Source organism: Thalassobacillus devorans (genome assembly GCF_011761345.1).
GTDB classification, from domain to species: domain Bacteria; phylum Bacillota; class Bacilli; order Bacillales; family Halobacillaceae; genus Thalassobacillus; species Thalassobacillus devorans.
Window position 1 is genome coordinate 176,880 of sequence record NZ_JAASRY010000006.1, and the last position, 12,018, is coordinate 188,897.

7 protein-coding genes, 10 tRNA genes and 1 rRNA gene are annotated in these 12,018 nt (G+C 43.3%); 1 reads left to right on the forward strand and 17 read right to left on the reverse strand.

The features are described from left to right. Positions 1 to 2 precede the first annotated feature (2 nt). The 4 genes from FHS45_RS17735 to sigW form a co-directional block, all read right to left on the reverse strand. The gene (locus FHS45_RS17735; RefSeq protein WP_082411868.1) at positions 3 to 1,241 is read right to left on the reverse strand and encodes a CdaR family protein; all 1,239 of its coding nucleotides are present in this window, start codon (positions 1,239 to 1,241) and stop codon (positions 3 to 5) included. Beyond that, a complete protein-coding gene (gene cdaA / locus FHS45_RS17740) occupies positions 1,234 to 2,049 on the reverse strand; it encodes a diadenylate cyclase CdaA (RefSeq protein ID WP_062438551.1) in 816 nt (271 codons plus the stop codon). Before cdaA ends, FHS45_RS17735 begins: the two co-directional genes overlap by 8 nt. Before the next feature lie 206 nt (positions 2,050 to 2,255). Further along, positions 2,256 to 2,906 carry an anti-sigma factor family protein gene (locus FHS45_RS17745; protein ID WP_062438548.1) on the reverse strand — a complete coding sequence of 217 codons (651 nt, stop codon included), beginning with the start codon at positions 2,904 to 2,906 and terminating at the stop codon, positions 2,256 to 2,258. Between the two features lie 13 nt (positions 2,907 to 2,919). Beyond that, complete coding sequence (sigW, locus tag FHS45_RS17750) at positions 2,920 to 3,483, reverse strand: RNA polymerase sigma factor SigW (protein WP_062438544.1); 564 nt, start codon at positions 3,481 to 3,483, stop codon at positions 2,920 to 2,922. Positions 3,484 to 3,649: 166 nt separating this feature from the next. On the opposite strand from sigW, the gene FHS45_RS17755 reads away from it, so the two are divergent. Continuing rightward, the gene (locus FHS45_RS17755) at positions 3,650 to 3,802 is read left to right on the forward strand and encodes an aspartyl-phosphate phosphatase Spo0E family protein (protein ID WP_085504900.1); all 153 of its coding nucleotides are present in this window, start codon (positions 3,650 to 3,652) and stop codon (positions 3,800 to 3,802) included. A gap of 145 nt (positions 3,803 to 3,947) precedes the next feature. Here the strand turns inward: FHS45_RS17755 and rocF are convergent, their stop codons facing one another. From rocF to rrf, 13 genes are all read right to left on the reverse strand, one after another. Next, entirely contained in the window at positions 3,948 to 4,850 is a 903-nt protein-coding gene (rocF, locus tag FHS45_RS17760) for an arginase (protein WP_062438541.1), read from the reverse strand. 220 nt (positions 4,851 to 5,070) lie between these two features. After that, positions 5,071 to 5,146: transfer RNA gene (locus FHS45_RS17765), tRNA-Ala, on the reverse strand. A 174-nt stretch (positions 5,147 to 5,320) separates the two neighbouring features. Continuing rightward, a tRNA-Gly gene (locus tag FHS45_RS17770) sits at positions 5,321 to 5,395 on the reverse strand. A gap of 16 nt (positions 5,396 to 5,411) precedes the next feature. Then, positions 5,412 to 5,484 (reverse strand) — tRNA-Lys (locus tag FHS45_RS17775). 220 nt (positions 5,485 to 5,704) lie between these two features. Further along, positions 5,705 to 5,779, reverse strand: a tRNA-Gln gene (locus FHS45_RS17780). Positions 5,780 to 5,852: 73 nt separating this feature from the next. Continuing rightward, positions 5,853 to 5,938 (reverse strand) — tRNA-Tyr (locus tag FHS45_RS17785). Positions 5,939 to 6,129: 191 nt separating this feature from the next. Beyond that, positions 6,130 to 6,205, reverse strand: a tRNA-Thr gene (locus FHS45_RS17790). A gap of 155 nt (positions 6,206 to 6,360) precedes the next feature. Beyond that, positions 6,361 to 6,436, reverse strand: a tRNA-Val gene (locus FHS45_RS17795). A gap of 4 nt (positions 6,437 to 6,440) precedes the next feature. Continuing rightward, positions 6,441 to 6,515: transfer RNA gene (locus tag FHS45_RS17800), tRNA-Glu, on the reverse strand. A gap of 422 nt (positions 6,516 to 6,937) precedes the next feature. Next, a complete protein-coding gene (locus FHS45_RS17805) occupies positions 6,938 to 11,299 on the reverse strand; it encodes a S8 family serine peptidase (RefSeq protein ID WP_062438538.1) in 4,362 nt (1,453 codons plus the stop codon). Positions 11,300 to 11,532: 233 nt separating this feature from the next. Beyond that, a tRNA-Thr gene (locus FHS45_RS17810) sits at positions 11,533 to 11,604 on the reverse strand. 3 nt (positions 11,605 to 11,607) lie between these two features. Beyond that, positions 11,608 to 11,682, reverse strand: a tRNA-Asn gene (locus tag FHS45_RS17815). A gap of 241 nt (positions 11,683 to 11,923) precedes the next feature. Further along, positions 11,924 to 12,018: ribosomal RNA gene (rrf, locus tag FHS45_RS17820) — 5S ribosomal RNA — on the reverse strand; the annotation flags it as partial.

Genomic DNA, 12,018 nt, shown 5'->3' on the forward strand with positions numbered 1-12,018 from the left:
TTTTATCCGATTCGTATCATTGCATTGGGGTCGTTCAGTTCATATACTGCATTATCGGGCCCGGTTATTTCAATAGGCACTTCGTGCTCCCCAGCCTCTAAACCTGACACATCAATTTCTGCCTGAAAATCTTCCGCTTGAAGATTTTCAATGTCTTCTTCTTTACCAAGAACGGTCAATGATATTTGTTGATCTTCCGGATCCAGAAAACTTACGGAACCTTCTTCAGGAGGGTTTGCTATCCCGATTTCTATCGAATCGATTACTTGTTCTGCCTGATCCTCGGATTCCATCACTTCAATGTCCACTTCTATTGTTTCTGGTTCTACTTTCCGGATACCATCAGGTACTGGTACCTCCACTTCCTGGGTCCCCGATTCAGATAAATCCGTGGTATCTAAATTGATATTAGCGATTCGGCCAATTTGACTTATTGCTTCCAAAGGGCCGTAGATTGTTACCTCCTCCACATCCGGGGTAACGGATTGAATGGCGTAGCCTTCTGCTGGCTCTCCTTCCGTTTGAACCTCTATCGGTACCTGTTTGCTTGGAACATCAATGGGAACAGTAACGTCCACCACATTCGGTTCTACCAGCACGTCCAATTCGTTTCCTTGCATATCATATACCTTTACAGGAGCCTGGACATTTTCTATCGTCTCCGTAGTGTCCCTGACATCGACCATCGCCTTCACAAGCGCAACACTATCCACGAGCTCTTTACCGCCGGTAATGGTCACTTGCCGCGGATTAATGGTGGCTTCACCAATTTCATAATTATCCACCAGTTCCTGGTCATTGATCAGGTCCACACCGACATCAAACTCCCGCTCCACTTTTTCCTCAATGGTAACCTGAACGGTTCTAGGTTCAATGTTGACGTGAAGTCGATTGGAAATACCACTATGCTGTACATTCACGGTATGAATTCCTGGACCATACCCTTCTAAGTTTACATAGGCTTCAAAATTTTTCTGTCTAACTACTGGTGTCATCACACTGTTCGGACCCTCCAATGTCATCGAAACATTTTGAGGCGCTCCACTGACTGTATACTTCTCATCATCATAGATCAAGTCCAATGGAATGTTATTCAACACTTCAAATTCACTCGACCCATCATTAATCAATAATGCATCGCTTTGGGAGTTATCATCCAGGTTGACAGTCGTCCACAGCAAGATAGCAAGTAATAACGAAATGACACGAATAAACCAGGGGCTGTTAAACCATTTATCCATCTTTCTTCCCCCTCCAGTTCCATGTCTTCACAGGAGCTTTGGTCGGTACATTCAATTCTTTATGAAGAATTTCATTCAACTTTTCCTGACTTAATTCTCGATGTAACTCTCCATTTTTGGTGCACGATATGTTTCCGGTTTCTTCAGAAACAATGATTGTCAGCGCATCAGTCACTTCACTGATTCCCATAGCTGCCCGATGTCGTGTACCCAATTCCTTGGAGATGAATGGACTTTCCGACAATGGCAGATAACAGGCAGCGGCGACAATTTCATCGCCACGTATGATCACTGCGCCATCGTGTAAAGGCGTATTTGGAATGAAGATATTGGTCAGCAACTCGCTCGTCAACCGTCCTTCGATATTGATTCCGGTTTCCACATAATCTCCCATCCCTGTCTCTCTTTCAATCGTAATCAACGCACCAATCCGGCGTTTAGCCATATAATTACAAGATTTTATGATGGCCTGGATGGATTTCTCCACCCCTTGATCCTCAGAAGTTGTTCTACTGAAGAAGCTGCCGCGCCCTAACTGTTCTAACGCACGTCTGAACTCAGGCTGGAAAAGAATGATAATTGCAAGAAAACCCCAGGTGATTGCCTGTGATGTCAGCCACCTTAAGGTAGTCAGCCCGAATAAGTTGCTAAACAGCCATATCGCCAGGACAACGAATATCCCTTTTAACAGCTGGACTGCCTTCGTTCCCCTGATCAACATGATCAATTTATATACAACAAACCAGACGAGGGCGATATCAATAGCTATAAGTAAGTAATCCAATAAGTCTAGTCCCCCATCAAGCATGCCTACACTTCCTTTTATAAGTAATTACAAGATAAAAACAAAGTACATATAATTATAGCATACTTACCAGTCACAGTGATAATGCTCTCCCATGCCACGCTCATAAAAAGACAGAATCGTCGCACACCTTTAAACCCTTAGTACCCCCTATACTTGATCTCTTAAAGCTAAAAAAAGACTGCCCTGCCTGACAGTCTTTCTCATTATTACTCCTTAGCCAGAGAAAATACACTTTCCCATGTATTTTTGATATGATACCACACCCACTCAAACACTTGGTTCACTTCATTGACTTCCCCGCTGACATAAGCCATATATTTCTCTCCATCGAGAGGGGAATCTTCCCTGCTGTCCTGCTTTAAGAGATCGCCGTTTATAATGGTGACATCTCCATTGACTGCTCCCTCAATTCGTAAATCCCCATTTCGAACGACCAGATCACCGTTAACCGTCACATCTTCCGGTACGATGACCACCTGGTTTTTTATTACTAAGTTTTCTTGTTTAGAAACGGTCACCTGCTGATCTTCGGTCCATGCAGAAAAAATACCACCGAACATCATCAGGAAAAACACCGCCGCAGCCGTAAAGAACGGATGGTTTCTGAACCACTTCGTATAATGATTACGTTTCTTCTGCTTTGGAAGATTAGCCATCACGTTTGAGGTGAAGCCTTGGGGTGCCGATACGGGACTTGAACTCTTCACCAGACTGATCGTCCGCTTCAGCTCATGAAAGTGAGTCTGGCACTCCTGGCATGCCTGCAGGTGCATGCGCAATTTCTTTTCTTCCGTTTGTGTTAAATGGTCGTCTAAATATTTATGCATTAAAGCGATAGCTTCTTCTTTACAATTCATCCCTCTCACTCCTTTACACGTGGCGAAGCCTTTTTCGCAACGTTTCCCTCCCCCGGTGAATCCGGGTTTTCACGGTACCTACAGGGATTTCCAATACTTCTGCTATTTCCTGCAGGGACAGCTCATCTAAAAACCTAAGTACGATTACACTACGGTATTTAGGAGGTAATGCCAGAATCTCTTTGTGAATATAAGTCTGTAATTCCAGACTTTCCACTTCTTCCTCGGGCAAAGCTTGATCTGCCGCTATCTGGGAATACATGCTCAACCCTTCCGTCCCTTTTACTTCCGCATCCAGAAAGTAATCCGGTTTCTTTTTACGTATGCGGTCGATGGTAAGGTTGGTGGCAATTCGATAGAGCCAGGTTGAAAACTTCCTCCGCTCATCAAAGCGGTCAATGTTGGTATAAGCCCGAATAAAGGCTTCCTGTGCAAGATCCTCTGCTTCATGGGCGTTTCCTATCATACGAAAACAAATTTGATACACTTTATTTTGATAAAAAGAAACTACATCTTCAAATGCAGCCTGATTTCCTTTTTTTATTTGTTTGATTTTCTCTTTTATCACGGTTTCCATTCTTTATACCTCCGCTATACTTGCGGTATTACCTGTACGAATGAACAGCTCGTAAGGTTTCAAAAAATATCTAAGAAAATTTTCCCATTTAAAGTTTAACATTTTTCAAACCAGGGTATGGACTTTCAAATAAAAAAATAATTACATTTATATTATGGAGGGCGTCATGGAACAAAAAAAGTTGATTTTAGTGGAAATTGAAAGATGCAGAAAAGAAATGAATGATTTGAGCAAACATTTAGATTTATCTTCAGAAGAGGTAGTAAGTATAAGCAGACAATTAGATGAATTGCTTAACCAATTTGAAAAAGCGAGATAATAATAACAGCAACCTATCCTTAAAGATAAGCTGCTGTTATTTTTTTACTTTAAGAAAGATTAACTTTTTCAAAGGTTTAAAGTATAAGAAAATCTAAGAATTTCACCATAAGGACTTGGCGGTAAGCCAAGTTTTCCTAATCGCTTTATAATAATTTTTCACCGAATAAAGAGCCCATCAGACCTACAGCCACACTTGCTGTTTTATTTTTTTCGTCAAGAATCGGATTTACTTCAACAAATTCAGCCGAAGTCACCAGACCAGATTCATGCAGCATTTCCATAGCCAGGTGACTCTCCCGATAGCTCAATCCACCCATGACAGGCGTTCCCACTCCTGGAGCAGTATCCGGATCTAAACCATCCAGGTCCAGACTCAAATGAAGCCCATCGGTACGCCCTTTCAAGTATTCGATGGTTTCCTGCATCACAGCAGACATGCCAAGCCGGTCAACTTCATGCATCGTAAATACCTTGATTCCTTTTTCTTTAATCAACTCTCGCTCCCCTCCATCCAAAGAACGTGCACCAATAATGACAATATTCTCTGGTTTCACTTTCGGCTGGTAGCCATGGATGTTGACCAGCCTCTCGTGGCCTATACCAAGACTGACCGCAAGCGGCATTCCATGAATGTTGCCAGACGGCGATGTTTCATTGTTATTCAAATCACCATGAGCATCATACCAAATGACACCGAGATTTTTATAATGCTTAGACACACCTGCAAGCGTTCCTATTGCAATACTATGGTCACCGCCAAGAATAAGCGGAAAACTTCCTTCTTCGATAATGTCATCTACTCGTTGTGCAAGCTTTTCGTTACCTTCCATTACTTCATTCAGGTTACGTAGATTATCAACAAGTTCCTTTTGTTCACCCTTCTGCTGCGCAATTTCAACATTGCCCAGGTCTTCTATCACAAGCTCCAGCTTTTCTAACCGCTCAAGAACCCCTGCATAGCGAATCGCGCTTGGCCCCATATCTACACCACGTCGGTTTTGTCCCAGATCCATTGGTACTCCCAAAATCGATAGCTTCTTCATCATTTCATCCTCCTTCTTCTACTCTTTATTATTGTAGACGCTTTCAGACAAATGACTCAACCGGACATGATTATGTATATATATACGGTAGCTCCCGCAGCTACTCGTCTCGTACACATGTATGTATGACACTTGTAATAAACGAAAAAAAGCCGACATGGTAGTAGCATGTCAGCTTTTTTCTCGTCTGAATTTATGAAGTCGCTAGTAATGGTACAAGAAATGGTGGAGCCTAGCGGGATCGAACCGCTGACCTCCTGCGTGCAAAGCAGGCGCTCTCCCAGCTGAGCTAAGGCCCCGATATAAGAAGTTTATTCGATGGAGTAAAAGATTAAATGGAGCACTTCCAGTACACGATTGATTTTTAGCATAGATGTAAATTCGACGTAGCCAAAAATCGTATTTATGGAGCACTTTTCAGTACACGATTAATCTTTAGCAAGGATGTTTACTCGACGTAGTAAAAGATTAAATGGAGCGGGAGACGGGATTCGAACCCGCGACCCCCACCTTGGCAAGGTGGTGTTCTACCACTGAACTACTCCCGCATAACAGTGATACAAGTGAGCCATGAAGGATTCGAACCTTCGACCCTCTGATTAAAAGTCAGATGCTCTACCAACTGAGCTAATGGCTCATTATTTAATGAAGTATTACAACCTGATTGAGTAATGTGCTCGTCTCGTTGCTAGCTTATTCGGTGAAGCATACGCTCCTCGCAAAGCCTACGATGATGTAGTTCAAAGAAGTTTACGGCTTCTCTACCAACTGAGCTAATGGCTCATTATTTAATGAAGTATTATAACCTGATTGAGTAATGTGCTCGTCTCGTTGCTAGCTTATGCTTATTAATAAAATGGCTGGCCCAGCTGGATTCGAACCAGCGCATGACGGAATCAAAATCCGCTGCCTTACCGCTTGGCTATGGGCCATTAAAAAAATAGTACAAGTAATAAGTACTATTTGCATTTATTATAAAGTTAATTCATAGGAAAATGAAATAAATGGTGGAGGGAGTAGGACTCGAACCTACGAACCCGATGGGAGCGGATTTACAGTCCGCCGCGTTTGGCCAACTTCGCTATCCCTCCAAGAAAGTCACTTAAGAATTATAACAGAAACACCTTTTATAATTCAACAGTTTTCTACAAGAAATTATTGGTACTTGTTTTCTTTCAATGGAGTAATTCAACGTTGAAAGAAAACTTTGTAGGATGCGCTTTTCAGCACTACTATCGTTTTCCTGCAAGAAGTTTTTTCGCAGTTGTAGGAAAACATTCAATGGTGCCGGCCAGAGGACTTGAACCCCCAACCTACTGATTACAAGTCAGTTGCTCTACCAATTGAGCTAGACCGGCAAATTTTAAAATGCAGACAGATTATCTTATTGCCATGTGCTCGTCTCGTTGCTAGCTTATCCGGTGAAGCATACGCTCCTCGCAAAGCCTACAATGATGTAATTCGAGGAAGTTTACGGCTTCTCTACCAATTGAGCTAGACCGGCAAATTTAAATGGTGGAGGATGCAGGGTTCGAACCTGCGACCCCTTGCTTGTAAGGCAAGTGCTCTCCCAGCTGAGCTAATCCTCCTAAGTGGTGACCCGTACGGGATTCGAACCCGTGTTACCGCCGTGAAAGGGCGGTGTCTTAACCACTTGACCAACGGGCCATTGAAGCAGTTGACAGCCTTATGAAAGGTTGTCCTCTCAAACTGACAAATATTATTATATACAGCCGCTTAGTACTTTGTAAAGAGAAATTTTAAATTTTTTTCTTATTGCTTCCTTCCCCCACCTTCTATTGAAAAAACCACCCTTGAAACTCCAATCATCTACATTGATATTAGCCTTTGGTACTGTCTCATATATGACTTTGGATTATCTCTTACCGTGGACTTTGTCTCTTTTATCTTTAAATTTGTCTCTCATAATTTCCATATTGTCTCTCATTAGTTAAAAATCTGCTCTCTTCTAACATACTTGTCTCAAATATGGGACGCTTGTCTCACTTATTGATAAAAAATAAGCAAAAACTTAATCGTCGGCATAACGCAAAAAAAGCCGCCCCGATCTGGGGCAGCTCTTTAACAACTTATTCTTCTGTATTAATATATAGTTTTCCTTCTGCAGCTTCCTCAGCCACATTACCATAATCATCGGCAGCTTTTACAACAATCTCAGCACCTTCTGCTACTAGGTTGGAGGTTGCTGTCCAGTAGCCAACGTAATGTCCTTCTTCCGTCTCCATCATTGGCAGCTCTGTAGCCTGATCAGAGAAGTTAGTAAGTGGCATTCTGATATAGAAAGTTGCGTCAAGTCCAGGATCGGCATCAAACTCGATCTTGACAGACTCACCAGCCTGCATGTACTTATCTTCTGCTGGTTGTAGATTTTCAATATCAGTTGCATTAAATTTAGCATCTACAGTGACTGACTCTTCCACGCTGTTACCCGCTAAATCTGTTGCAGTGACTTTTATTTCGTTTTCACCTTCTGATAGCATGATGCGTTTGGAGTATGCACCGTCCTCATCCACATCAGCAGTTTGACCGTTTACTTCGACACGATCAAGATTTTCTTCTTCTACTTGACCTGCAACTGTAATGACTTCTTTATTAGTTTTATAGCCATTTGTTGGAGTGTCGATTGTTAAGACAGGATTGTCTTGATCCAATGTCACTACTACAGGTGCAGATGGTTCAGTGGAACCGTTATCCATGGAAGATATCGCTGTCAGCTCATTTTCTCCTGTTTCCAGGGTAATATCAACAGCAAAGCTTCCACCTTCAGTAGCTTCTGTAGTACCTGCTTCCTCATCATCATTGTATACAGTGACTGTTGTCGTTAGTGCAGCACTCCCTTCTACTGTAATGGATTCCTGATTGGTATAGGATCCATCAGCTGGGGATTCAATTACAGGAGCCTCCGCCGCATAATCGACTAGTGCTCTGATCATGTAATTGCCTTCCGCTTCTGGAGATTTGCTCCAGCTGCCACCTACAAGCTGCCAGCTGCGGTCAGCATAATCTCCGTCTTCATCCGTAGCCAGGCCAGGAGCGTATGGGTTAGGTTGTGTCTGGATATACACCATATAGAAATCACCATTAGCGACAATTCCCTTATCGGAGAGGTCTACATGTGTCCATTCCCCATTCCTTAATGCTTCCGCTTCATAAGGACCACCGATTTTTTCACCTGGCGCCCCATCTGTACCTGTATCGTCATAAACTTCTACTTGGAACTCATTGCCGCCCGGTACTGGCCATTCCTCAGTCCAGAAGCGGAACAGTCCCCCAGTAACCATAGCGGATTCCTGTCCTTCTTCCAAGGACATTTTAACAGCCCAGCCATTACCAGCATCATAGAACGCACGAGCGTTTTCGGGGGTACCGTCATCATATCCGATTTCACCAGGATAACCGATGAACGGTGCTAATTCTACATCCACTGTATTGGCAGCATCACCCTCGATGGTAACAGGAACATCTTCGCTGTGATAGGACGGAGCCATCACTCTTAAAATATAATCACCCTCATAAGCTTCTAAAGTGAATGTACCATCCTCTCCTGTTTCAACCGGGGCTACTGCTGCATCCTCGATAAGCATCAAAGTAGCACCCTCGATTGGTTCACCAGTCTGTTCGTTTGTTACAGTGCCTTCCAGTGTACCTGTCGCAATAGGATTCAGTGTGAAATTAGCACTTACTGATCCGTCTTCTGGAACAGATACAGATTGCTCACTTGGATGGAAACCATAAGCATCAGCCACAACGGTAAAGTCACCTGCGGCATGCATTAATCTGTAACTTCCATCGGCCGGGTTCGTACCGACAGACCTTTCTGACTCTATTACTGTTACAGTTGCATCCAACGGTAAAACATTTGGCTGTACTTCCTTCTTTTTCTTACCTTTTTCTTTATATTGAGGGGCTTGTACCTCAATAACTTCTCCTGGAAGCAGCTTCTTAGCGTTAACCGATTTTTTCATTTTCGCTGCCCCCTTATCTACCACTCCTAATTCAGACTTCTTCGTTGATTTCTTATCAGTGGTAGCAGAAGATCCAGATGATTGATCAGTTAAAGCTATATCGTCGATAAACCAGCCCTCTCTTGTAACGCTGTAATCTGTGTCCAAATGGAATCCCACAAAAACACTTTGTCCCGCATAACCGGAAAGATCAACTTCTGATACTGTCCAGCCATTGGTCGTTCCATTGTATTCGGCCAGCTGCTCCCAATTTTCCATATCGGTAGAAACAACTACATGTCCATAGTCATAGTTGTTTTCAAGGTTATACCATGTTTGGAACTGTAGGTAAGTTTCACCTTCAGGGACTTCAACTGGCGGCATGACCAACGTCATATCACCATTGTTATCATAGTCGCCTGTCAAATTGCTTCCATAAACTTTTTCACCTGAGACAGCACTTTCCGGGCCATCTTCAGGTACGCCCCATTCCCAGCTGTTATTTTCGCCAAATGATAACCAGCCACTCGGGATAGTTTCAAAGTCCTGTTCATAGCCAATGGTAATGGCATCTTTGATGGCAACTTCATAAGTATCTGACTCTACTTCATTACCCCCAAAGTCACTTACCACCCATTTATAATGGATTTGGCTTCCGCTTATATCTTCCCCATTAAGGATTGTCTGATAGGTTCCCTGAAGATAATCCCCATCTACCAGGTCAGCTGGGACTGTCTCCCATGTACCTCTCTGGTCGATACGGTAAGAAAGTTCAACTGTGCTTACGCTGACATTATCACTTACATCTGCAACTAATGTTAATGGAACACCTTCATAAGTTTCACTTGGAGATTCATGTTCAATGGAAGGAGCTTCACCATCTTCTCCTTCTTCATATACATGACCCTTGATTTCTCCAATACCGCTGACCACCGCCGATACAGCAGTATAAGCGTTCACAATACCATGGCCATACCCTTCATTTGGATCTTCAGGGTATTGGTCATTAGTAGTTGTATCTGCTGTTTCAAGCATCAACTCTTCTAAGTCATCTACTGACAAAGAGTTATCTGCCTGTAATAGCAATGCGGCAGTACCCGCTACGTGAGGGCCAGCCATTGACGTTCCATTCCAGCCACCTTCATAGCCGCCGCCCGGAACAGAAGAGCGAACGTTGGCCCCGGGTGCTGAAATATCCGGCTTAATTTCTCCATCATAAGGCGAGGGACCTCTGGAGGAAAAGCTGGCCAAGCCGTCAGTAGCAGTAGTTGCACCTATTGCAAGGGATTCCGGATAGTTGGATGGTGCAGCAATCGTTCCATCACCAGGTCCATCGTTACCAGCGGAGAATACTGGTACTATACCAGACTCACGCCAGTTTTGAACCATTGGGCGATACCACTCATCAAGCCCAGGACCGCCGCCCCATGAGTTGTTCACAACATCAGGTGCCTGCTCAGGATGAGGGTTACCATCAGCATCTTTTGGAGCTAATATCCATTCACCAGCTTCTAAAAGGTCGACGTCTGTGCCACCAGCTGCAGTAAATGCTTTAACACCAATCCATTTGGCTCCAGGTGCCACACCTACCTGGTTGGAACCATCTTCTTCAGCACCTACCATTGTTCCCATGGTGTGGGTACCGTGCCCATGGTCGTCGTAAGGAGTGTCTTGTCCTGCAGTCGCATCAAACCAATTGAATTCATGATCGGCAGTATCAGGGTCTGCGGGCTCAAAGCCACGGTATTTTTCCTTTAAAGCAGGGTGGTCCCACTCTACCCCTGTATCAATATTAGCCACCACAACACCTGAGCCATCGATTCCAGTTTCAGACCATACTTGCGGGGCTCCCACACGGTCAATATTCCATTCCGTATTATTGATTTCTGCTTTGTCAGTCGTTTTAGTAAGAGAAGCTTTCGTTTCCTCCACTGCTCCTTCTACCTGAGGATTCAGCTGTCGTGTACGGTTAGGAAGAACTTTTTCTACTTCAGGTAAAGCAGCTATCCTTTTCATAACTTCTTCATTACTAGTAACTGCCATTGCATTTACGATATAATAAGATTGAAACGAGGAGACACTGCCTTGTTTTTCAGCTTCGGTCAGCAGCTTCTTCAATTGCTGCTGCGTTTCGATGGCCGTCGAACGAAGTTCTGTCACAACTGCAGATGCCTTTACTCGTTTCATTTGCTGCGCTGTAAGAGAAGCCTTACTATCCTCTGCCTTGGATAACGCTTCTTGCGCAGCTTTTTTTGTGTCACCCTGCTCTTTCATTTTTACCAGGTAAGTAGCTTCCTTCTGATCAGCAAACAAATCAATCAGGTCTGGATTCACCTTATTATTCACTTTTTGTTTATTATCTTTGATGGATACACTTGGGGAATTCTCAGCTGCGGCACTGTTGTAGTGGAAGAAAGGTACGATCAAGGCTAGAACTATAATTAGACTGAGCCATCTTATAAACCTTTTCTTACTTTGGGTGCCCAAAACAAAAACCCCTCTCTATTATTTTTTTCCAACAAAGACTTACTTTTTACCTACTACCCTCCTTTTTTATTTTTTGAATTTTCCGTCACCTCATAGATGTTGTTATAAATTTACTAAATATTTACATGTTTTGCTAGCTACTACTTAGAAAACAGTAAAAAACACATAGGAAAAATAGGTAAATAGATACAAAAAAAGCGATCTCCTTAATAGGAAATCGCTTTTCATCTAAGAGCTTCCAGCCGGATTTGAACCGGCGACCCCTTCCTTACCATGGAAGTGCTCTACCACTGAGCTATGGAAGCAAATGGCTCCACCGGTAGGATTCGAACCTACGACCAATCGGTTAACAGCCGATTGCTCTACCACTGAGCTACGGTGGAATAATATAAATATGTATATCATGGAGCTTCAATCCAGGTTTTGTGCTCGTTATTCAACTCTGTAGTGTTGTCTTTCTTGCTGAAATACTACTGTTGAATTCCTCGCAAAGCCTGCTTCTTAGTTTTTTCGAAGAGGTTAGCTTCGCTACGGTGGAATAATGGAAATGTTTAAATCATTGAGCTTCAATCTAGGTTTTGTGCTCGTCATTCAACTCTGTAGTTTCTTGGATATAAAGAAAAAGCCTAGCGGCGTCCTACTCTCACGGGGATAAACCCGACTACCATCGGCGCTGGAGAGCTTAACTGCTGTGTTCGGCATGGGAACAGGTGTGACCT